Below are 22,872 nucleotides of genomic sequence, written 5' to 3' on the forward strand. Positions count from 1 at the left end.
CCCCTATGCTATACTTTTCGGCGATGCTAAGACTCTTCAAAACATGGCTGATCCTGCTGCTGATCACGACGGTGCCGCTGCAAGCGGCCGCCGCAGGCGCCATGCTGCTGTGCGCGCCGCTCGCTGCCTCGCCTGCCACCGCGATGACAGCGGCCTGCCAGCAGCATGCTGCGCAGTCATCCGCCATGCCGGACAGCGCCAGCACGCCAGAAGACAACAAGACCCCTGCCAAGCACCCCGCGTGCGGCGCCTGCGCCGGCTTTTGCCTGGGCGCGCTGATGCCGCCTTCCCTGGCCCTGCCTGCCGCCGCCTGCAGCGGCGCGCAACAAGTCACCATCGCCACGGCCACCTTGCTGGCGGGATTCATTCCCGACGGCCCGCGCCGGCCGCCGCGACCGCTTTCCGCTTAAATTCCAAGCTCGTCCCAAGCAGGCCACCAAGGTGGCCACGATAACCTTACTGCGTCTGAAAGCAACACATGATCAAACATTTCTTGGTGCGCGGCGCCTTCGCCGCCATGCTGGGCCTGCCCACGTTCGCCATGGCAGCCCTGCCCGTCATTGAAGTCTACAAGAGCGCCTCCTGCGGCTGCTGTTCCGCATGGATCAAGCACCTGGAAGCGAACGGTTTTACGGTACGCGCGAAAAATGTCGAGATGCCGGCGCAATACCGCAAGCTGGCCGGCATTCCCGACGCGCTCGGTTCCTGCCACACGGGCCTCGTCAACGGCTACGCCATCGAAGGCCATGTGCCGGCCAGCGAGATCAAGCAGTTGCTGCGCGAGAAACCCAAGGCGAAAGGCCTGGCCGTGCCGGCAATGCCGATGGGTTCGCCAGGCATGGAAGGACCGCGCAAGGATGCGTATGACGTCCTGCTGGTCAAGAGCAATGGCAGCACCGAGGTCTACAAGCACTACCAATAATCCCGAGGGGAAATGAAAAACGCCGCCGGAATCGCTTCCGGCGGCGTTTTTTTATCAGGCAGCAGTCAGGAACTGACTGCCTTCATGACTGCATCAGATGCTGTCCAGCACGGCATTCAGGCTGGCGCTAGGACGCATGACCGCTTCCGTCTTCGCCGGATCTGGCAGGTAGTAGCCGCCGATATCCGTTTCCTTGCCTTGTACTGCTTTCAGCTCGGCAACGATCTTTTCTTCGTTGTCCGCCAGGGCTTTGGCTACCGGCGCAAAATGCGCTGCCAGTTCCGCATCGTCCTTCTGCGCTGCCAGGGCTTGCGCCCAGTACATGGCCAGGTAGAAATGGCTGCCGCGGTTGTCCAGCTCGCCGGTACGTGGCGATGGCGACTTGTTGTTGTCCAGCAGCTTGCCGGTGGCTTCGTCCAGGGTTTTCGCGAGGATTTTGGCCTTCGCATTGCCCGTCTTGATGCCCATGTCTTCCAGCGACACGGCCAGGGCCAGGAACTCGCCCAGCGAATCCCAGCGCAGATGGTTTTCTTCCACCAGTTGCTTGACGTGTTTCGGTGCCGAACCGCCGGCGCCCGTTTCGTACATGCCGCCACCAGCCATCAGCGGCACGATCGACAGCATCTTGGCGGAGGTGCCCAGTTCCAGGATCGGGAACAGGTCGGTCAGGTAGTCGCGCAGGATGTTGCCGGTCACCGAGATGGTGTCCAGGCCGCGGAAGGCGCGTTCCAGCGTGTAGCGCATGGCGCGCGTCTGCGACATGATCTGGATGTCCAGGCCCTTGGTGTCGTGATCCTTCAGGTAAACCTGTACCTTCTTGATGACCTCGTTCTCGTGCGGACGGTAGGAATCGAGCCAGAACACGGCAGGCATGCCCGAGTTGCGCGCGCGCGTGACGGCCAGCTTGACCCAGTCGCGGATCGGCGCGTCCTTGACCTGGCACATGCGCCAGATATCGCCCTCTTCCACCGTTTGCGTCAGCAGCACTTCGCCCGTTTCCAGGTCGGTGATGTTGGCGATGCCGCCTTCCGGCACTTCAAAGGTCTTGTCGTGCGAACCGTATTCTTCCGCTTGCTGCGCCATCAGGCCCACGTTCGGCACGGTGCCCATGGTCTTCGGATCGAAGTTGCCATGCCATTTGCAGAAGCCGATCATTTCCTGGTAGATGCGCGCGAAAGTCGATTCCGGCATGACTGCCTTGACGTCTTTCGGACGGCCATCGGCGCCCCACATCTTGCCGCCGATACGGATCATGGCTGGCATCGACGCGTCGACGATGATGTCGTTCGGCGAATGGAAGTTGGTGATGCCCTTGGCCGAATCGACCATGGCCAGTTCCGGACGGTTGGCGTGGCAGGCGTGCAGATCTTTCAGCACTTCATCTTTTTGCGACGCTGGCAGGGTTTCGATCTTGTCGTACAGGTTGCTCATGCCATTGTTGACATTCACGCCCAGCTTGTCGAACAGGGCGGCGTGCTTGGCGAACGCGTCCTTGTAGAAGATGCGCACGCAGTGGCCGAAAACGATCGGGTGCGAAACCTTCATCATGGTGGCCTTGACGTGCAGCGAGAACATCACGCCCGTCTTGAAGGCGTCGTCGATTTCTTTCTCGTAGAACTCCAGCAGCGCTTTCTTGCTCATGAACATGCTGTCGATGATTTCGCCTGCTTGCAGGGAAACCTTCGGTTTCAGCACGATGGTCTTGCCCGAGGCCGTGACCAGTTCCATCTTGACGTCGCGGGCCTTTTCCAGGGTCAGCGATTTTTCGCCATGGTAGAAGTCGCCATGGTGCATGTGCGAGACGTGCGTTTGCGACGATTGGCTCCACTCGCCCATCGAGTGCGGGTGCTTGCGTGCATACTCTTTGACGGCCTTCGGTGCGCGGCGGTCGGAATTGCCTTCGCGCAGGACCGGGTTGACCGAGCTGCCGATGCACTTGCCGTAGCGGGCTTTCAGGGCCTTGTCTTCGTCCGTCTTCGCATCTTCCGGATAGTCCGGCAGCTTGTAGCCGCGGCCTTGCAATTCGCGCACGCAGGCGATCAGCTGGCCTTGCGAGGCGCTGATGTTCGGCAGTTTGATGATGTTGGTGTCCGGATTCTGGGTCAATTTGCCCAGTTCAGCCAGGGTGTTCGGGACTTTTTGCGCGTCCGTCAGGAATTCTGGAAATTCAGCCAGTACACGTGCCGCCACCGAAATATCGCTGGAAACGACGTCCACGCCAGCCGGCGCGGTGAATTTTTTGATAATTGGCAGCAGGGAATACGTCGCGAGCAGCGGCGCCTCGTCAGTCAGCGTGTAGATGATTTTGGATTTTTGTGTTGCCATGTTCATTCCCTTGTATGCGGTGATGCCTGGTGGTTAACTTTCTTCATTCCAAACACAGGACGGTTAGCCTTGCTTTGGACGGCTAGTGTGCCGGCGGTGACGCCGTGCTTGCCCACCACGTATTTTAGACTGTCCTGCCGCTGTTTGTGTATCCGATGGCGACGAATCTTATATAAGACAGCAAATATCCGGATCTGAAGGCCCAGGATGGCCATTTTCCGTGCGGAAATGCCCTCCAGGCATGCGCGCGGCATGGTCATGAGCGTGGCAGCAATGACTATGCTAATCATTATAAATCGTAATGATTCTCATTTATAATGTCGTGCATGCAATTCCTCCCTACTAACTTCATACACTCGCCCTCGATGCCCATTCCACAGTCCCCACTCCCCCATCCCCACCTCACGACCCGGCTGATCCTCGCCGGCCTGCTCGTTGCCAGCGTGACGCCGCAGGCGATCGCCCAGGCGGCGGCCGATGCATCCGCCCCGCTCGCCACCGTGCTGGTGAATGGTCAGGCCGAAGCGGATGCCGGCGGGCAGATCGCTAAAAGCGCGCGCGCCGGCCTGCTCGGTGAAAAAGACTTGCTCGATACGCCGTTCAGCGTCAACAGCTACACCAGCCAGCGCATGCTCGACCAGCAGGCGCTGACCCTGGCCGAGGTGCTGGGCGGCGACCCGTCCACCCGCTTCACGGGCCAGATCGGCGGCGTCACGGATTCCTTCTTCATCCGCGGCTTTCCCCTCAACGAGGGTAATCTGAGCGAAGTGGCGTTTGACGGCGTGTATGGCGTGTCGCCCAATTACCACCTGTTCACGGAATACCTGCAGAGCGTGGAAGTGCTCAAGGGACCGGCCGCCCTGCTGTACGGCATGTCGCCAAACAGCGGCGTGGGCGGCGTCGTCAATGCCGTGCCGAAACGCTCGCTGCCGCGCGACCTGACGCGCCTGACCGTCGATTACGGCTCGGGTTCGCAGGCTGGCGCGGCCATCGACGTCAGCCGCCGCTTCGGCGAGGAGCGGCGTTTCGGCATCCGCTTCAATGGCTTGCACCGCCAGGGCCACACGCCGCTCGACCACCAGACCTCGCGCGCGGAAGTGGCCGCTGTCGCCCTCGACTACCAGGGCCAGCGCCTGCGCGCCTCGCTTGACCTGATCGAGCAATACCAGTGGATCGACGCCCCCACGCGCCCCTTCCTCGTGGCCGCGCGCCTGCCCGTGCCGGCAGCGCCCGATGGCAGCCGCAATATCGCCCAATCCTGGGGCTGGTGGAAGTCCAACGACCTGGCCACCCTGGGCAAGCTCGAATACGACCTGAACGACAAAGTCACCGTCTTTGCCGATGTGGGCGGCACGCGCTCCGATGTATCGCGCTATTCGGACCAGACGCCGACCATCACCAGCGCGGCGGGCGACATGACGGTCACGCCCATGAACTGGAAATTCCGCGTGCGGCGCGCCAGCGGCGACACGGGCGTGCGCGCGCGCTTTCGCACAGGCGGCGTCGAGCATGCACTGGTCGTGATGGGCAATGTCTACCGCGACGAGTTTGGCAGCGTGAGCAATTCCGGCAAGCTCATCACTTCGAACATCTACCATCCCGTGGCCGTGCCCGACCCCGGCATTCCCGCGCCGGCACGCGCGCCGAAGCTGTCCGCCTCCACCCTCTCCAGCCTGGCCGTGGCCGACGCTTTGGAGATGCTGGACCAGCGCGTGCAGCTGACCCTGGGCGTGCGCCGCCAGCTGGTCGAAGCGAAAAACTACCATGCGACGACGGGCGCGCTGACCACGCACTACAAGCAGGGCGCCCTGACGCCGCTGGCCGGCATCGTCGTCAAGCCATTGCGCCACGTGTCGCTGTACGCGAACTATATCGAGGGTTTGAGCAAGGGTGATATCGCGCCGAACATCGCCAGCAACGCGGGCCAGGTGTTCGCGCCCTACAAGAGCCGGCAGTATGAAGTGGGCACGAAGGCCGATTTCGGCATGGTGCTGGCGACCCTGGCCGTGTTCCAGGTCAGCAAACCCAGCGGCCAGTTGTATGGTCAGGTGTACCGCATGGACAGCGAGCAGCGCAACCGGGGCCTGGAACTGAACCTGTCGGGCGCCGCCAGCAAGGCCGTGCGCCTGCTCGCCGGCATCACCTTGCTCGACGGGCGCCTGGTGAAAACCAACAACGCCGCCACCATGGGCAAGCGCCCCGTGGGCGTACCCACGTCCATGGCCAACCTGGGCGGCGAATGGGATGTGCCGTACTGGCCCGGCTTGACGGCCACGGGCGCCGCCAGCTACACGGGCAAGCAGTTTGTGGACCAGGCGAATCTACAATCCGTGCCTTCATGGACCAAGGTAGACCTGGGCCTGCGCTACCGCACGGCCATCACCGGCAAGGCGACGACCTTGCGCGGCGGCCTGATGAACGCGTTCGACCGCCATTACTGGGCCGGCGTGGCTTCGTATGGCACCGTTTCGCAATCGGCGCCCCGCACCGTGCAACTGTCGGCTGCCGTGGATTTTTGACGGGCGCCGGCATCCGGCATCGCCCGGCTGGCGCGTGCACTGCGCGCCAGCCGCAAAGTCAGAAACAATAAAAACAGCAAGAAGCAGACCAAGCCACCGCCGAAGGCGCCAGGACCCACTACTGATCCTGGCATCATCGGCAAACGGTGACACTCCCGCAGCGGCTCGATACGCCGCACCGCACCGCATTCCAGTCCTCCCTGCCACCGCCCGGCACACGGCCGCCGCCATCGCGCATGCAGCGCTGCGTGAACACAATCGCAACACCGAACGACAACTACATTGATATTTATCAAATTGAGTGCCCGATGCCTGGGCTACTGTCGGTGCCATCTTTGATTTGAAACAGAAACTCTGCTGCCAAGAATCGACCGTACCAGACACAACGCCAGTTCTCGCCAGGCTTTTCACTCCCCAGCCGATAACGCTCGCCAAGTGCGGTAACACCCTGCGTTCCCCCTCCCTTGCCTACACGTGCTGGGGAAACTTTTGCTAGCGATTTTGCGGCTTTTTGATTAATGAACGTTAAAAAGGAATTTCGTATGAGCACGTATTCTGACATTTGCATCGTTGGCGCCGGCATAGGAGGCTTGACTTGCGCCAACAACCTGATCGACGCCGCCGCCAGCAGGAACCTGCGCATCCGCGTATTCGACCTGAATGCCACCGTAGGCGGCCGCATCCAGTCGCGAAAAATAGATGGCGAGGAAATCGCCGAACTCGGCGCCGCCCGCTACTCGCCGCAGCTGCATCCGCATTTCCAGCAACTCATGCAGGGCAGCGGCTTGCCGCATGCGGTCTACCCGTTCACCGAGGTCATCTCCCACGATAGCGTACTGGAAGAGCTGAAGGCAACGCTGGATGAGCTGAGCCCGATGCTGAAAATGCATCCGAACGACTCCTTCCTCGAGTTCGTCAGCCATTACCTGGGCGCCGCCAAGGCCAGCCACATCATCAAGGCGACCGGCTATGACGCCCTGCTGCTGCCGATGGTGTCGGCGGCCATGGCCTACGACATCATCAAGAAGCACCCGGAAACGCAGCACTTTACGGAAAACGCCGCCAACCAGTGGCACTATGCCACCGACGGCTACCACGAATTGCTGTGCCAGTTGCAGCACCAGGCCCAGGTCGCCGGGGTGGAATTCAGGCTCGAGCACCGCTTGCTGTCCGTTGAAAAATCGGGCGCCGACCATGTGCTCGCCTTCAGCCACCATGGCGACACGCAGATGCACCGCACGCGCCATCTGGTGATGGCCATCCCGCCGTCCGCCATGCCGCGCCTGAACCTGGATTTCCCGAACGCCTGGAGTCCGTTCCAGTACGACTCGCTGCCCCTGTTCAAGGGATTCTTCACGTTCGACACAGCCTGGTGGGATGCGCTGGGGCTGACCGACAAGGTGCTGATGGCGGCCAATCCCCTGCGCAAGATCTACTTCAAGAGCGACAAATACGTGCTGTTCTACACCGACAGCAAAAGCGCCACCTACTGGCGGGACAGCCTGGAGCTTGGTGAAGACGTGTACCTGGAGCGGGTCCGCAGCCACCTGGAAGAAGTCCTGCCGCTCGATGGCCAGCCGCTGCCGCAGATCAAGGCCCACTTCCACAAGTTCTGGCCGCATGGCGTCGAGTTTTGCGTGGAGCCGGAAGCCGACCACCCGGCCATCCTGCTGCACCGGGACGGCATCATCTCCTGCTCGGATGCCTATACCGCGCATTGCGGCTGGATGGAAGGCAGCCTGATCAGCGCCCAGCACGCCAGCGGCCTGTTGCTGCAGCGGCTAGATCAGCGGACGGAAGAAGAAGCTGCCAACGATACCTTCATCACTTCCTCGACCGAGCGCGCATGAGCCTACTTGACTTCCCCCGCCTGCATTTTCGGGGTTTTGCCCGCGCCAATGTGCCGACGGGGAATCGCAATACGCACGGCAACATCGATATCGCCACGAATGCGGTATCGATGGCGGGCGAGGCTGTCGACCTGAGCCGGCCGCCAGCCGAATTCCATGCGCACCTGAAACAGCTCGCCCCCCGCTTCAACGCACAGGGCAAGCCCGATCCGGACGGCATCTTCAGCCAGGCGGCAGGCTATAATTTTTGCGGGAACAACCATTTCTCGTGGGAAAACGCGCGGATCACGGGCGTCCAGCTGCGCGATGGCGAGGTCGATACGCAGGACGCGCTGGTGGGCGCCAAGCTGGGCCTGTGGGGCCACTACAACGAGTACCTGCGCACGACGTTCAACCGCGCCAGGTGGATCGACAACAACCCGGCGCAGCCCGACACCACGCTGATCTACGCGGGCCAGTTCACCTTGAGCGACAAGCTGGCCACGCCCAATACGCCCACGCTGTTCACGGCCGACATCGCGCAGGCGCACTCGGTGCGCTGGCTCGGCAGCGGCCACATCACGGAACGCAGCGGACATTTCCTGGACGAGGAATTCGGCCGCGCCAGGCTGTTCCAGTTTTCCGTGGCCAAGCAGGACCCGCATTTCCTGTTCAATCCGGACCTGCCGCTGCCGGCCAGTATGCATGCCTTGCAGCAAGCCCTGGCCGACGACGAGGTGCTGGGCCTGACGGTGCAGTACTGCCTGTTCAATATGTCGACGCCGCAAAAACCCGACTCGCCCGTGTTCTACGACCTGGCCGGCAGCATCGGCCTGTGGCGGCGCGACGAGCTGGCCACCTATCCGGCCGGCCGCTTGCTGCAGCCGCGCCAGGGCAGTCTGGGGCCGGTGCTGGTGAAAGTGCATGCGGACCGGGTCTCGTTCAACATGCCGACCGCCATTCCCTTCACCACGCGCGACATAGGCGCCGTCTCGGAACAGCATCCCACGCATGCCCTGGGCGGCAAGCAGGCGCTGGGCGACCTGCTGCTGCATGACGGCGCCGGCACCGTTCTGGCGCGGATTCCCGAGCAGCTGTACCGCGACTACTGGCGCCATCACGGCGTCTTCGACGTGCCGCTGCAGCACGCTGGCGCGGCGCCAGGCTCGCTCAGCCTGAGCAGCGCGCAGGCGCAGTGGGACGAAGCCGACTGGGTGCTGCAATCGGACAGCAACCAGCTGTACCTGGAAGCGCCAAACCGGAACAAGCACGAGCAATTTCCGCAGACCATTACCGTGCAAAGCCGCTTTCGCGGCGAGCTGGCGGCGCCCCCGTCCTTGGCGGAGGCGGAAGACGGCGCGCTGCTGGCCGTGGAGCAGCATCCGTCGCCGCTCGGGCACGGCTACACGGCGCTGACGCTGACGGGGCGCAAGCCGGGCGCGACCCGCATCGTGCTGGGCACAGGCAAGGCCAAGCAATACCTCGGCGTGCGCGTGCTGCCCGACGACTGGGACCTCGACGACGTGCCGGCCGAACAGGTCGACTACGCCTTCCTGTACCGGCATGTGATGATCTACTACGAGCTCGTGTATCCCTTCATGTCGGACAAGGTTTTCAGCCTGGCGGACCAGTGCAAGTGCGAAACGTATTCGCGCCTGATGTGGCAGATGTGCGATCCGCAGAACCGCGACAAGAGCTACTACATGCCCAGCACCCGCGAACTGTCGCTGCCAAAGTCGCGCCTGTTCCTGAAATACCTGACGCAGGTCGAGGCGGCAGCCGCGGCCAAGGCGGCGGCACCGGAACCGGCCACGCCGCATGCCATCGGCTGCAAGGCGGAGTTGATCGACGAGCTGAAAAAAGCCATCGATCTGGAACTGTCGCTGATGCTGCAATACCTGTATGCCGCGTATTCCATTCCCAATTATGCGCAGGGGGCGGCGCTGGTGCAGTCCGGCCGCTGGCTGCCGGCCGAGCTGGAGCTGGCCTGCGGCGCCGAAGACCGGCGCCGCAACAGCGGCACGCGCGGCGCGCTGCTGGAAATCGCCCATGAAGAAATGATTCACTACTTATTGGTGAACAATGTATTGATGGCGCTTGGCGAACCGTTTTACAGCGGTACCCCGCTGCTGGGCCAGCAGGCGCGCCAGCGTTTCGGCCTGGACACGGAATTTGCGTTCGAACCATTTTCCGAACACGTGCTGGCCCGCTTCGTGCGTTTTGAATGGCCCGACTACATTCCCACGCCGGGCAAATCCATCGCTACCTTCTATATCGCGATCCGCCAGGCCCTGGCCGAGCTGCCCGGCCTGTTCGAAAGCGGCGGCGGCAAGCGCGGCGGCGAGCACCACCTGTTCCTGAAAGAACTGACCAACCGCGCCTATCCCGGCTACCAGCTGGAAGTATCCGACCGCGACAGCGCGCTGTTCGCCATCGATTTCGTCACGGAACAGGGAGAAGGCGTGGCCGTCGATTCGCCGCATTTCGCCTCCTCGCACTTCCAGCGGCTGCGCACCATCGCCGGCAGGTTTTCGGCCTGCGACAAGCCGTTCGAACCGGCGCTGCCGGCGCTGAAGAATCCCGTGCTGGAAGCGCGCGCGGACTGCAGCGTGGTAACCGATCAGAAGGCGCGCGCGCTGATGCAGCTGTATCAGGGCTGCTATGAACTGACCTTCCTGATGATGGCGCACCATTTTGCGCAGCAGCCGCTGGGCAGCCTGCGCCGCTCGCGCCTGATGAACGCCTCCATCGACATTATGACCGGCCTGTTGCGCCCCCTGTCTGCGGCCCTGATGAACATGCCGTCCGGCCTGCCTGGCCGCCATGCTGGACCGCCCGTGCCCGAGCCAGTCAGCAGCCGGGTCAGCAGCGACTACAGCCTGGGCTGCGACATGCTGGCGCAGAAATGCCTGGCGCTGGCGCAGTACGCGCGCAGCATTGAGAGCGATGCCATCGGCATGGCGCCGATAGAAATGTTGGAGTTTTTTAATCAGCAACTTACCGATTTATCTCGGGGAAAGATGTCAAGAGAGGCTTGAAATGCATAAAATCATTATCGTCGGCGGAGGCCTGGCAGGCAGCCTCAGCGCCATTTATCTGGCGCAACGGGGACACGATGTCCACGTTGTCGAAAAGCGCGGCGATCCGCTGCTGGAGAATGCCGCCAACGCCGACCCCGTCAACTCGCGCGCCATCGGCGTGAGCATGACGGTACGTGGCATCAAGGCCGTCCTGGCCGCCGGCATCAGCAAGCAGGAGCTCGACCAGTGCGGCGAACCCATCGTCGGCATGGCATTCAGCGTGGGCGGCCGCCACCGGATACGCGAGCTGACCCCGCTCGAAGGCCTGTTCCCCCTGTCGCTGGACCGCACCGCCTTCCAGCGCCTGCTGAACCGGCATGCCGCCCTGCACGAGGTGAAGTATTACTTTGAGCATAAATGCCTGGATGTCGACCTGGAAAGAAAGATCGTGCTGATCCAGGGCCCGGACGGCGCCTTGCAGAAGCTGCATGGCGACCTGGTCATTGGCGCCGACGGCGCCCACTCTGCCGTGCGGCGCGCCATGCAAAGCGGCATGCGCCGTTTCGAGTTCAGGCAGAGTTACTTCCGCCACGGCTACAAGACGCTGGTGTTGCCGAACGCGGCGGATCTGGGTTTCAGGAAGGATTTGCTGTACTTCTTCGGCATGGATTCCAAGGGCCTGTTTGCCGGCCGCGCGGCCACCATCCCGGACGGCAGCATCAGCTTTGCCCTGTGCCTGCCCTACACCGGCACGCCCAGCCTGGGCACGCTCAACCGCGAAGCCATGGCCGACTTCTTCAGCCGCTACTTCGGCACCCTGCCGCCGGACCGTCGCAAGGAAATGCTGGACCAGTTCATGGCGCTGCCCAGCAACGACCTCATCAATGTCCGTTCCAGCACCTTCCACTACAAGGCCAATATCCTGCTGATCGGCGATGCGGCGCATGCCACCGCCCCGTTCCTCGGACAAGGCATGAACATGGCGCTGGAAGACGTCCACGTCTTCGTTTCCCTGCTGGAAAAGCACGGCAATGCCCTGGGCCCTGCCCTGTCCGAATTCACGCAGCAGCGCAAGGTGCAGGCGGACGCCATGCAGGACATGGCGATCGCCAACTATGAGGCGCTGAGCAATCCGAATCTGATTTTCTTCCTGCAGACGCGCTACACGCGCTACATGCACAAGAAATTCCCCCGTGTTTATCCGCCAGACATGGCGGAGAAACTGTACTTCACATCGGTTCCTTACGATGAATTGCAGCAAATCCAGAAGAAACAAAACGTTTGGTACAAACTTGGAAGGGTAAATTAATGAAAATTCTCGTCATCGGCGCAGGCCCCGCAGGACTGCTCTTTGCCAGTCAAATGAAACAGGCCCAGCCCGGCTGGGATATCAGCATTACGGAAAAAAACACCCCGGAAGAAGTGCTGGGCTGGGGCGTGGTGCTGCCGGGGCGGCCGCCGCGCCACCCCGCCAATCCGCTCTCCTACCTGGAGCAGCCGGAACGGCTCAATCCGCAGTTCCTGGAAGAATTCAAGCTCGTGCATCACGACCAACCCAACCTGATGAGCACCGGCGTTACCCTGTGCGGCGTCGGACGCCAGGCCCTGGTGCAGGCACTGCGCGCCAAGTGCGTGGCGGCCGGCATCGCCATCCGTTACGAAACGCCGCCGGCGGACAAGGCGCAGCTGGAAGCCGAGTACGACCTGGTGGTGGTATCGAATGGCGTCAATTACAAATCGCTGGAATTGCCGCCAGCACTGGCGCCGCACATCGATTTCGGCCGCAACAAATACATCTGGTACGGCACCACCCAGCTGTTCGACCAGATGAACCTGGTGTTCCGCAGCAATGAGCACGGCATATTCATCGGCCATGCCTACAAATACTCGGACACGATGAGCACCTTTATCGTCGAATGCAGCGAAGAGACGTACGCCAAGGCCGGGCTGGAGGCGCTGTCCGAACGTGATGCCGCCGCGTACATCGCCAAAACGTTCAAGGCCGAACTCGGCGAGCATGGACTGCAGAGCCAACCGGGCCAGGGCTGGCGCAACTTCATGACCCTCAGCCACGACCAGGCCTGCGACGGCAAGTTCGTCCTGCTCGGCGATGCGCTGCAATCGGGGCATTTTTCCATCGGCCATGGCACCACCATGGCGGTGGTGGTCGCCCTGCTGCTGGTCAAAATCCTCAATACCGAAGACGGCAAGGCCGCCGCACTGAACAGCTTCAATGCGCGTGCCGTGCCCCTGGTGCAATTGTTCAAGGAGCACGCCAACAGCAGCCGCCTGTGGTTTGAAAGCGTGGGCGAACGTATCGAACTGAGCAATGAAGAGCTGACCGCCAGCTTCGACGCCCGCCGCAAGGACTTGCCGTCGCTACAAGAAGCGCTGATGGCCAGCCTTGGCTACGCGCTGGGCCGCTAAGGGAGATACCATGCCGACACACGTCTCCCCGCCGCTGCTGCCGATGCAATGGAGCAGCGCCTATGTTTCCTACTGGACGCCGATGCAGGCGGATGACCAGGTCACGTCCGGCTACTGCTGGTTCGACTATGCGCGCAATATCTGCCGCATCGACGGCCTGTTCAACCCCTGGTCGGAAAAGGAACATGGACACCTGCTGTGGATGTCGGAAATCGGCGACGCCAGGCGCGAACAAAGCCGCAAGCAGAAAGTGGCCTACGCAAGGCAAGCGGAGGCGGCTGGCGAGCAGCTGCAGGGCACGGCGCTGGCCGATGAGGTGACCCCGTTCCATGAGCTGTTCCTGCCGCAGGCGGTGCTGCTGGACGGCAGTGCCCGTCACGACGGCCGCCACACCGTGCTGGGCCGGGAGGCGGACGCCTGGGTAGTCGAGCGGGCGGGCAAGCCGCCATCGGTCTTTTACCTGGAGGCCGGTGGCAACCGCCTGCTGCGCATGATCACCGGCAATGACCCGCAGCACCTGTCGGTACGCGACTTTCCCAACATGTTTGTCGGCGACATTCCGGACAGCGTCTTTACGTCTTGCAACACCTGATCGGGCCGTGGCGCGCTCCGGCCGCATGCAGTCGGAGCGCGCCACGCCTGGCAAGTGTTTTTGTTATTACTCTCGAAGGATATTGATATGCCGCTGGTTGTTTACATTTTGGGGTTGACGATCTTTTCGTTAACGACATCCGAATTCATGGTGGCGGGCATGATGCCGTCGCTGGCCCTGGCCATGGACGAACCGGTGACACGGATCGGCTATCTGATCTCGCTCTACGCCATGGGCATGGTCATCGGCGGACCGCTGAGCACCATTGTCCTGCTCAAGCTGCGCGTACCGAACAAGAAGGGACTGCTGTGGCTGCTGGGCTTTTATGTCCTTGCCCAATCCGTTGCCGCGTCCGCCACCAGCTATGACATCCTGGCCATCGCGCGAGTGGTCACGGGCGTGGCCGCCGCCACCTGCTTTGGCCTGTCCCTGGCGATCTGTGCCGAAATCGTCGCTCCCAACGCGCGCGGACGCGCCGCCGCCGTCGTGATCGGCGGCCTCATGCTCGCTTCGGTGGTGGGCGTGCCGGTCGCCACGCTCATCGACCAGCACCTGGGGTGGCGCGCCAGCTTCTGGCTGGTGGTGCTGCTGGCGCTATTGTGCCTGGCGCTCATCACCGTGCTGGTGCCGCGCGCCAAACCATCCGAAGTCGTCAGCCTCGGCAATGAACTGGGGGAGTTCCGCAACCGCCACCTGTGGGCAGCGTACGCCAGCAGCGGCCTCATCATCGGCGCGATTTTCGCGGCGTTCAGCTATTTCGCGACCATCCTGACGGAAATTACCGGTTTTCCAGCATCTTCAATCCCCTGGCTACTGGGTGTCTACGGCGTCGCCAACGTGGTGGGCAATGGCGTGGTCGGCCGTTATGCGGACCGCTACACCACCGTCATCATGGTGTGGGGCATGGTCATCCTGAGCATCAGCCTGGCGCTGTTCGCCGTCTTTGCGCACGACAAAACCATCAGTGTCGCCTTGCTGGTCGTCACGGGCCTGGTCGGCATGTCGATGAATCCCGCCATCATCGCCCGCGTGATGAAAACGGCCCATCCGGGGCCGCTGGTCAACACGGTGCACACGTCCGTCATCAACATCGGCCTGGGCGCCGGTTCCTGGCTCGGCGGCCTCGGCATCGCCGCCGGCTACGGCTTGCGCTCCCCGCTGTGGGTCGGTGTCGCACTGGCCGTGCTTGGCCTCATCAGCTTGCTGCCCTACCTCGGGCACAGGTCGCGCGATTCGGTGTTGTCGCATTAGCGGCTGACGGGCGGCTGGCATTGCCAACCGCCCGTCAGCCCAGCCCCGATGCGGAACGCCTTGTTTCCATCGCGGGATGCTGCTGCGTCATCGTTTCGCTCCTGAGCGGACGACAACCTGTCTTGACGGCCACGCCCAATCCCGGCAAGATCATGCCGCTGGCGGACAAGCTGCCGGCAACAGCTACCCTCTAGCACTGGAGCGACCACCATTGGGCCAGGAATATTCCACGGCGATGCGCGACCTGCTTGCCGCGCGTGACATCAGGCATGCCCGCACGCCCCCCGTCAGCGGGCTGACGCGGCAGCATTTCAGCGTCGCCAGCGAGCACAAGGAACTGCAGCTGCTGGCCTGGCGCGATTATCTGGGCCGGTTTCTTGACTTGCAGGTACGGCGCCAGCAGTTGGACAATGGATTTCACGCAGAACTCGACACTTACCTGCTGCCGGACATGGCGTATCTGGATAGCCGCACGGATGCGGTGACCCAGCTACGCAGCAATCAGCGCATCTCCACCGACAGCATGCGCGATTTCGTCTTTCACATCGCCGTGCAGGGCATTATCGAGACCAGCACGGCACGCCCCAGCGCTAAGGCGCAGCAATATACGCCAGGCATACTGGCCCTGGACATGAACCAGCCCATGAGCATGGCGCGGCCGACGCGGGCGCATGTACTGGCCTTCTTCCTGCCCCGTGCCGCAGTCAGCGCACACCTGCCCGATGCCGAAGCCATCCACGGCCGCATCGTCGGCTATACCACGCCGCTGACGCGCATGCTGCCGGCTTACCTGAAGATCCTGTGCCAGCGCCTGCCAGCGCTGCCGGCAGACCAGCAAGAGCAGACGATACGCACCTGCGCCCGCCTGATCATTGCCGCATTTGCCAAGCAGCAGCGCCTGGAAGAGCATGGGCGCGCTGCAGCCCGCGCCGCGCTGCAGGGACAGATCGAACACTATATCCAGGCGAACCTGCACGAGGAACACCTGACGCCGGACGGCGTGATGCGGGCATTCCCCGTCGCCCGCTCGACCATCTACCGCCTGTTTGAATCCCAGGGGGGCCTGGCCGCCTACATCCGCCATTGCCGCCTGCGCGACGCGGCACATGAACTGACCAGCATGCGTCATCTTGCCGTGACGCAGATCGGACTGGGACTGGGATTCAACAGCGCCTCCGATTTCTCACGCGCATTCAGCCGCGCGTATGGCATGTCGCCGCGCGACTACCGTGAACAGTTCGGAATAATATTTCCTCAAAATAATATTTTGAAAAAGTGAAACAGGGTGTCAAGTCGGCGTGAACCAGGGAGGGAGAATCAAGCTCCCTACACGCCCGCGACAGCTGCGGGGCCGGTTCCTACTCTCGACGGAGTTCAGCGCCCATGCTTAACGACAACAACGATGCCAGCGACGCCACCCTCGCTCTGGCGCCATACAATGAAAAGGCGAACGCCGCCATCGTCAAGGCGGTACGCGCCAGTGACTGGACAAGGACGGCGGTGCGCTACGGTGAAATTTGCTTGACTTTAGGCAAGCCGGAGGAGTTCACCGAAGTCTGGAGCCAACTGGACCTGAGCAAGTTCCCCCCCGACCTGAACAACATGCCGTGGATCGGCCTTTACCAGTTCACGGGCAGCGGGCAGCGCGATGCGAATTGCCTCCCTGTCGGCGATATCGCCGTGTCCACCAGACTGGCTCCGCCGTATCAGCCGCCGCGGGCGTCTCCCATGTTTTACCTGTCACCGTGCCCGGAAGCAACGCCTTCCGCCCTGGGTCCCGCATTGGCGCATCCGACGGGGTTCCGTTTCCTGGTCAATGACAGAGGCTCCAAAAACCCCAGGGACATCTGCTACTGGCAACCCATTGCGCCGGATGGCTATTACGCGCTTGGCATCTGCTTTAACCCCAGGGAGCCGGACATAAGCAAGTATTGGTGCGTAAGAAAAGACCTGTGTATTTCCGTCGACAAGATCCGGGTATGGCAGGAACACGGATGGCAAGGCAGCGGCAGCGTGGAAGCGCCGAAAGCACGGACGGACAAATGGAAGGATGTTCAGGATGGATACGTCCTGTTGTCGCCGCTGGCGTATACCTATGGCGGCTTGCCGGCATTTTACCTGCGCCTGCCCATGGCTTGCCTCAACGTGGAACCATTTGATTTTCCCGCCCCGCAAAAGCCGGAGCTGGACCCCGCAATTGTGGTCAACCACAAGCTGAAGGCCGGCTTGAGCCCTGTCGTGATCGTCCCGTTTACCGCCATCCCCGGTGATGCCAGCAACGTACCCGACCAGCCTTACACGTCGCCCTTCTACTTCATCGCCGCCCAGCCTTACTATTTTTGCTACAACGTTTTATCGCCGACCGGGGGCGGCACCACGACGACAACCTACCGCGTGGGCGTGACGAAAGAAGAATCCACGACCTTCGAGCGGTCGACGTCGATCACCACGAATGTCGAGGTCGGTGCCGTGTTCGAAGGTCCCAGCGCCTCGGCATCCCTCTCCATGACCAACACGTTTTCATTGACGCAGCTGAGCGGCCGCACGGAAGAGACCAGCGTCGAATACTCGGAACAGCTGATCTTTAAGGAAACAGCGCGTGTATGGCAATGGCAATTGCTGACCGACCTGGTGGTGACGCGCTCGGATGGGACACAGATCAGGCCGATCGCCTACCGGAATCAGGACCGGACCAACATTCCCCCACCGGACAAGGCGAGCCCGCCGGAAGCCATGAAAAATTGAATCGCCTTTCTTTCCCAGCAGTACAACAGTGTGTTTGACATTTCTCATTCAACCAGGAGGTTCATATGAAGCTGCAACGTCTGTTTTGCCTTGTCGCCTTGATTTCGGCCGTATCGATGGCGGGTGCCGCCAAGCAGGACAAGGAAACACCCAAGGAAAATGCGGCGGCCGGCCCGGCCACCGCCAAGGCAGAGAAGGATACCGCCGCGGACCAGGTAGGCCACGCCCCTTGCTGGTCCGCGCGGCAATGCAGCGGCAAATCCAGGCCCAATTTCACGATTGAAGCGTGCAGGCGGGGCAGCTTCGGCAAGTCGTGGGGACCCGCTCCCGGTCCGGGCTGCCGGACTTTCTGACGACGATGCCTGAGCCTGCCCTGCCTGGCGGGCAACCTGGCTGCGTGTATTGCGCCGTTCTAGTTGCTGACTGGACTGATGCGCCCCGCCCGCGTCGCCAGCCAGCACAGGATGGCGCCGCCGCATACCATCGCCGAGCCTTGCCAGAAGGCCAGTGACAGCGGCGTGCGCAGCAGCAGCGACGAGAGCGCGGCGGACAGCACGGGGATGAAATACGAGGCGCCGGCCAGGATCGTGACGTTGCCGTGCAAAATGCCCACGTTCCAGCCGCCGTAGCCAAAACCCATGGCGCCGGCGGCCAGCAGCAGGTAGATGACGGCCTCGGAAGTAAACGCCATGGGGCCGCCCCCTTGCAGCAGGTATTTGATCCACAAGCTGATGGAAACGAGGATAAAGAACAGGGTCACGCCATTCTTGCCCTGCGCGATGCGCGCCGTCACGGTGCAATATGCGGCCCAGATCAGCGCGCCGGCAAAGGCCAGGCCATAGCTGAGCGGGTTGCCGCGCACGTTGGCCACGGTGCCGGCCAGGTCGAAGCCCTGTTCGCCGCCCAGTACCCAGCAGATGCCAGCGACGGACAGCAGGAAACCCGGCAGTATCAAAAAATTGCTCTTCTGTCCATTGAACACGATGGCCGCGACGATGGTGAAGGTTGGCCACAAATAGTTCACCATGCCCACCTCGATGGCCTGGCGCGCCGTGGCGGCATAACCTATCGACAGCGCCAGGCACAGTTCATAGGTGACGAACAGCAGGCTGCCCCAGACCAGATAGCGGCGTGGAAATTCGCCCGGCCGCGTGTAGCCCACGGACAGCAGCAGGAACACCGACGCCACGCTGTACATCAACGCCGCCCCGCCAGTGGGTCCCAGCAGGTCGGTGACGCTGCGGATCAGCCCGATAATCGAGCTCCACAGCAGAATGGCGCCCAGCCCGGTCAGGGTGGCCTTGTTGGTATTTTTCATGTTCATGTCATTCAGGTGATGCAATCAAACGCCCGGTGTCGTTCGCGAGGGCAATACGCAGTGACAATTGTTGAGATTCCATCAATTATTTGCGGATACTATGTCTTTCAATAACTAAACTTAAACAGGTGCATTCATGTCCGTTCCCAAGTTAGTGTCCGCCAGCCTCGCCGTGTTGTTCTGCGCCACCGCAGCCGCCGGCACGCCAGCCTACCAGCCCTTCCCCAAGGGCTATGGCTATCTGGAACCGGCGGAAACCCGCGCGCTGCAGACGGCCGTAAAGACTGGCGACAACGCCATCGTGCGTGCGCACGGCTGGCGTTTGTGGGCGGGCATCATGCAACCGGCCGCTGGCCTGGACTGGCCAGTCTGGTACACCTGGCCCAACGGCACTGACGCGTTTGCCGACACCGCGGCATTGACCGCCACTGCGGCAACCGACACGGCGGGCGCGAAGCCATCCAAGCGCCACATGGGCCGCCTGGGCGCAAGCACCTTGACTCCCGTCAACCTGAAAAACACGCCAAGCTACCCGATTCCGGAACAGGTCATCAAGGCCTATCCGCGCGCCATCACGTACGCAAAGGATGGCAAAGTCAGCGGCATCCTCGATGGCATCCACTTCGCGTTCAACGGCGATATCATGATCGCGACGGAATCACTGAGCAAAGAAGCGCTCGATTTCATCCGCGATCCCAAACAGCCCGTCTACAAGAAAAGCACCCTGGACGCACTGTACAGCAAGGACGATCCTGCCAAGCGCGTGCATAACCTGAATGCGCCAGCCAGCTATGTCGTGACCAAACACATGTATTGGCCAGTGAAAGCCAAGGGTCTGACCGCCTTGCCCGTGTGGCACGACGACTTCAGCGCCAAATATACCGGTTATGCGGGCTACGAACAGTGGCATACCGCCGTTGCCATCGACCCGGACGGCAAGCAAGTCGGCCAGATGGCGAAGGTCAGCTACCTGCATGGCGTGTACAAGCACGACGGCACGACGCCATGGCCAAGCATCACCAAACTGGCCAAGGTATACGGCTTGCAGGACTTCTACCACCACAAGGTAAGCGACGCCGACTGGGCCAGTTTCGACGATGCCGACAAGGCCATCATCAACGCCGCCAGCTACTGGCTGAACGGCCAGCCATTCGGCGCAGGCGACTACCTGGTCACCGTCGCCATGCACATCAATACCAAGGAAATTCCCAGCTGGGGCCTGCAAAGCGTGTGGTGGTCGGACCGCCCCGACAGCATGCCGTACGCCGCCAACCGCCCGGCCGACATCCAGGCCACGGGGCCATGGAAACACTATCTGCTGACGGAAGCCTACGGCATCCCGGAAAAAGGCAATCCGGCATTGCTTCCCGTCGCCACCAACCCGTACATCGAACTGGTGACGCACCCCGTCGGCACCAGTTGCTACACCTGCCACGCCAACGCGGGCTGGCCCAGCAGCTTTAAAGCCATGACACCGGGTGTGGCCAGCTATCAAAATCCACAATGCCCGAACCTGCGCGCCTCGCTCAACCCCAGGAGCTCCTGCCTGGCACCGTTCACCCTCACGGATTTCCAATGGATCGTCCCGGATCGGGCGGTGGGGAACTAGCATACGCAAGAAATTGCAGCAGTGTGAATTGATGGCGGGAGGCGCATCCTGACGATGCACGCCGCCCCCTGAACAGTCATCTTTTCCCATACGCCATCATCCCGCCGAGTTCTTGGCCGCCCTGCTCAACAGCCAGCCCATGGTTTTTCATAGCCGCTCCTCTCTGGTGCAGGACGCGCGCCGGCATGACGTCGAGGTAAGGTCCGTCGATGTCTGTACGAGCGGATGGGAAGCATGCCTGGAGCCGATGGCGGACGGCAGACTGGCGGTACGCCTTGGTTTGAATAATATCAACGGGATGGTGAAAGAGGCGGCCTGGCGCATCGAGGAAGCCCGCGCTGCAGCCCCCTTCAAAAACACGCGCGATGCGGGGATATGAAGGCCCTGGCGTCGGCCAATGCCCTGGTAACGCTGACGGGCAACCGGCGCATGGCCATGTGGGATGCCGCGGCGAGCGTGCCGGAGCGGGATTGGATGCGCGCGACGACCATTGCCGAACCCATGCTGGAGCTGGCGCCGCCCACGGAGCCGATGACATCGTGGCGGACTACCGGCATGTGGGCCTGACACTGGGCCGGCATCCGCTTGCTCTCCTGCGCGAGCGCCTCAATAAAATGCGCTTTGTGCCGTCAGATATCCTGAACACCTTCAGCGATGGCCAGCTGGCCAGGGGCTGCGTACCATGACGTGAAGGCATGACGTACATGCTGTTTCCTACGTGGTAATCAATGGCAAAAAGGTCTGCTTTGGAGCTATTGTGTTGAAGAAGTCAAGCGGCAACAATTTCTGAAGGTCTCAGACCTTCAGGCAATCGCTGATCGTTCAACAGCGGCAGTTCTGGCCAGTCTAGGCTGGCAGGATTTCTATCGTAACGTCAACGTACCCGCGTTTTTCAACACAATTGACCACAAGCGGTCACTCGTGCGAGCAAGAAAAAATGGAAGATAAAATCATGCTCTTGCGGAAGATTCAATCAGCTATTCAGCAGATTCAGCCTCTGGCAGCGAAAGGCTGGCCGCCTGGGCAATCTATCCTACGACAACTAGGTTGGAGTGAGGGATTTGTGTCTGGAGGTCCTTCCGACCCAGCGCCAGGGCCGCTGTCTATGGGATTGATTGCCACTCGCGAACTCGACATGTACGGCGACAATCCCGATCTCGCCTTGTTGATCAACGATATCCAAGACGCTGTGAATTCACTTCATTGATCCGCCTACTTCGGTAATTCTATGACCGCTTCGGGTTGCGGAGCAGACATTCGGCTATGCGGCCGCGTTCTTCAATGCGATTTTCATTTTGAGCCGCTCCCGACTCCTTCCAACCGCACCTGTATCAATTCCAGTAAAGCCCGAACCCGCGCAGTCACGGAATGACGATGGCTGTACACGCCAAGCAATTGCAGCGGCGCAGGGCACAGGTCCAGCGGCACTTCCTGCAATCGGCCCGCGGCAAGATCTTCCTGGCATGGATAGGCCGCCACTATCGCAAAGCCGATGCCTTGCCGCGCGCCCGCCAATGCCAGTTCTCCGCTGTTAACGCGATAGCGGCTACGCACGGATACCTTCACGATTTCGCCTGTGGCGTCGAGAAACTGCCAGGGCTGGCCCTTTAACGCACTCAAGGTGGTAATGCAAGGCAATGACCTAAGTTCGCGCACTTGGCGCGGTATCCCAGTTTTGGCTAGCAGGGCCGGCGCCGCGACCACGATGCTGGGCAGCGTAGCGAGTTCGCGGGTGATGAAGGTACTGTCGTCCTGGCGCCCACGATGGAAGACGATGGACAGGTCCATGTCTTCCCGGAGAGCTTCGAGACCGGTCAGGCGCGTATCGCATTCCAGCTCGACGCCGGGATGGAGGCTGCAGAATTCGGCCAGGATAGGCGCTAGCAGCCTTGGCGCTTCGCCTGGCATGCACATCCTTAGGGTGCCGCGCAGTTCACGCTGCACTGCGCCAAGCTCTTCCTCGGTGGAGAGTAAGGCGTCGAGCAAGGGCTTGGCGCGTTCGTAGAGTAGCCTGCCAGCTTCCGTCATGCGCAGATGGCGAGTGCTGCGTTCCAGCAGGCGGACGCCCAGCATGCGTTCCAGCGAGGCGACGTGGCGGCTGACGTTAGAAGATGGCAGGGTCAGCAGGCGTGCCGCGCCGGCAAAGCTTTGTTCATCGACGACCGCCACGTAGACACGGACGGTATTCAGGTCGAGGGCATTGCGCATGATTATCCCGATTAAGGTATGAAAGCCGCCCATTTTCACATACTAGTACTCCACAGTGGCGGAATTTAAGATGCCGTCTCGTCCGATGTATCGCCGTCGGCGGCGCG

Annotated in this window: 20 protein-coding genes; 17 read left to right on the forward strand and 3 right to left on the reverse strand. The window is 61.8% G+C overall.

All coding sequences use genetic code 11. The features are described 5' to 3' along the window. The first annotated feature begins 23 nt into the window (after positions 1 to 23). The gene (locus CSQ92_RS08635) at positions 24 to 410 is read left to right on the forward strand and encodes a hypothetical protein (RefSeq protein WP_143450315.1); all 387 of its coding nucleotides are present in this window, start codon (positions 24 to 26) and stop codon (positions 408 to 410) included. A 68-nt stretch (positions 411 to 478) separates the two neighbouring features. After that, positions 479 to 922, forward strand: a complete 444-nt coding sequence (locus CSQ92_RS08640; protein ID WP_034786439.1) for a DUF411 domain-containing protein — start codon at positions 479 to 481, stop codon at positions 920 to 922. Positions 923 to 1,015: 93 nt separating this feature from the next. Here the strand turns inward: CSQ92_RS08640 and CSQ92_RS08645 are convergent, their stop codons facing one another. Beyond that, the gene (locus CSQ92_RS08645) at positions 1,016 to 3,247 is read right to left on the reverse strand and encodes an NADP-dependent isocitrate dehydrogenase (RefSeq protein ID WP_034786464.1); all 2,232 of its coding nucleotides are present in this window, start codon (positions 3,245 to 3,247) and stop codon (positions 1,016 to 1,018) included. Positions 3,248 to 3,612: 365 nt separating this feature from the next. Here CSQ92_RS08645 and CSQ92_RS08655 point away from each other — a divergent pair, with 365 nt between their 5' ends. The 11 genes from CSQ92_RS08655 to CSQ92_RS08700 all read left to right on the forward strand — a co-directional run bounded on the left by CSQ92_RS08655 (position 3,613) and on the right by CSQ92_RS08700 (position 17,983). Continuing rightward, positions 3,613 to 5,766 (forward strand): TonB-dependent receptor, encoded by a 2,154-nt coding sequence (locus tag CSQ92_RS08655; protein WP_099393867.1) that lies wholly within the window; start codon positions 3,613 to 3,615, stop codon positions 5,764 to 5,766. Positions 5,767 to 6,308: 542 nt separating this feature from the next. Beyond that, positions 6,309 to 7,616: an FAD-dependent oxidoreductase gene (locus CSQ92_RS08660; RefSeq protein WP_099393868.1), complete on the forward strand. Its 1,308-nt coding sequence runs from the start codon at positions 6,309 to 6,311 to the stop codon at positions 7,614 to 7,616. Next, complete coding sequence (gene vioB, locus CSQ92_RS08665; RefSeq protein ID WP_099393869.1) at positions 7,613 to 10,633, forward strand: iminophenyl-pyruvate dimer synthase VioB; 3,021 nt, start codon at positions 7,613 to 7,615, stop codon at positions 10,631 to 10,633. The genes CSQ92_RS08660 and vioB overlap by 4 nt, the downstream gene beginning before the upstream one ends. Before the next feature lies 1 nt (position 10,634). After that, the gene (locus tag CSQ92_RS08670; protein ID WP_070256920.1) at positions 10,635 to 11,924 is read left to right on the forward strand and encodes an FAD-dependent oxidoreductase; all 1,290 of its coding nucleotides are present in this window, start codon (positions 10,635 to 10,637) and stop codon (positions 11,922 to 11,924) included. Then, the gene (locus CSQ92_RS08675) at positions 11,924 to 13,042 is read left to right on the forward strand and encodes a tryptophan hydroxylase (protein WP_099393870.1); all 1,119 of its coding nucleotides are present in this window, start codon (positions 11,924 to 11,926) and stop codon (positions 13,040 to 13,042) included. Before CSQ92_RS08670 ends, CSQ92_RS08675 begins: the two co-directional genes overlap by 1 nt. Before the next feature lie 10 nt (positions 13,043 to 13,052). After that, on the forward strand, positions 13,053 to 13,634 hold the full coding sequence (gene vioE / locus CSQ92_RS08680) for a violacein biosynthesis enzyme VioE (RefSeq protein ID WP_099393871.1): 582 nt from the start codon (positions 13,053 to 13,055) through the stop codon (positions 13,632 to 13,634). Positions 13,635 to 13,721: 87 nt separating this feature from the next. Next, positions 13,722 to 14,885, forward strand: a complete 1,164-nt coding sequence (locus CSQ92_RS08685; RefSeq protein ID WP_099393872.1) for an MFS transporter — start codon at positions 13,722 to 13,724, stop codon at positions 14,883 to 14,885. 20 nt (positions 14,886 to 14,905) lie between these two features. Beyond that, positions 14,906 to 15,079, forward strand: a complete 174-nt coding sequence (locus CSQ92_RS29015) for a hypothetical protein (protein WP_180276971.1) — start codon at positions 14,906 to 14,908, stop codon at positions 15,077 to 15,079. Between the two features lie 41 nt (positions 15,080 to 15,120). Next, on the forward strand, positions 15,121 to 16,164 hold the full coding sequence (locus CSQ92_RS08690) for a helix-turn-helix domain-containing protein (RefSeq protein WP_099394636.1): 1,044 nt from the start codon (positions 15,121 to 15,123) through the stop codon (positions 16,162 to 16,164). Between the two features lie 104 nt (positions 16,165 to 16,268). Further along, the gene (locus CSQ92_RS08695) at positions 16,269 to 17,630 is read left to right on the forward strand and encodes a Vps62-related protein (protein WP_099393873.1); all 1,362 of its coding nucleotides are present in this window, start codon (positions 16,269 to 16,271) and stop codon (positions 17,628 to 17,630) included. A 65-nt stretch (positions 17,631 to 17,695) separates the two neighbouring features. Further along, on the forward strand, positions 17,696 to 17,983 hold the full coding sequence (locus CSQ92_RS08700; protein ID WP_099393874.1) for a hypothetical protein: 288 nt from the start codon (positions 17,696 to 17,698) through the stop codon (positions 17,981 to 17,983). A gap of 59 nt (positions 17,984 to 18,042) precedes the next feature. On the opposite strand, the gene yddG is transcribed toward CSQ92_RS08700, so the two are convergent. Then, positions 18,043 to 18,948 (reverse strand): aromatic amino acid DMT transporter YddG, encoded by a 906-nt coding sequence (gene yddG / locus CSQ92_RS08705; RefSeq protein ID WP_099393875.1) that lies wholly within the window; start codon positions 18,946 to 18,948, stop codon positions 18,043 to 18,045. A gap of 136 nt (positions 18,949 to 19,084) precedes the next feature. On the opposite strand from yddG, the gene CSQ92_RS08710 reads away from it, so the two are divergent. The 4 genes from CSQ92_RS08710 (at position 19,085) to CSQ92_RS28635 (ending at position 21,764) form a co-directional block, all read left to right on the forward strand. After that, a complete protein-coding gene (locus CSQ92_RS08710) occupies positions 19,085 to 20,557 on the forward strand; it encodes a hypothetical protein (protein WP_099393876.1) in 1,473 nt (490 codons plus the stop codon). A 112-nt stretch (positions 20,558 to 20,669) separates the two neighbouring features. Further along, positions 20,670 to 20,936, forward strand: a complete 267-nt coding sequence (locus CSQ92_RS29335) for a helix-hairpin-helix domain-containing protein (RefSeq protein WP_257219168.1) — start codon at positions 20,670 to 20,672, stop codon at positions 20,934 to 20,936. Then, entirely contained in the window at positions 20,933 to 21,124 is a 192-nt protein-coding gene (locus tag CSQ92_RS29340; RefSeq protein WP_257219169.1) for a hypothetical protein, read from the forward strand. The genes CSQ92_RS29335 and CSQ92_RS29340 overlap by 4 nt, the downstream gene beginning before the upstream one ends. A gap of 370 nt (positions 21,125 to 21,494) precedes the next feature. Then, positions 21,495 to 21,764 carry a hypothetical protein gene (locus CSQ92_RS28635; RefSeq protein ID WP_034784458.1) on the forward strand — a complete coding sequence of 90 codons (270 nt, stop codon included), beginning with the start codon at positions 21,495 to 21,497 and terminating at the stop codon, positions 21,762 to 21,764. A gap of 83 nt (positions 21,765 to 21,847) precedes the next feature. Here CSQ92_RS28635 and CSQ92_RS08720 read toward each other — a convergent pair whose 3' ends face one another. Beyond that, on the reverse strand, positions 21,848 to 22,765 hold the full coding sequence (locus CSQ92_RS08720) for a LysR family transcriptional regulator (protein WP_092606833.1): 918 nt from the start codon (positions 22,763 to 22,765) through the stop codon (positions 21,848 to 21,850). Positions 22,766 to 22,872: the final 107 nt, after the last annotated feature.

Origin of the sequence: Janthinobacterium sp. BJB446, from assembly GCF_002735655.1 — a bacterium.
Taxonomy (GTDB): domain Bacteria; phylum Pseudomonadota; class Gammaproteobacteria; order Burkholderiales; family Burkholderiaceae_D; genus Janthinobacterium; species Janthinobacterium lividum.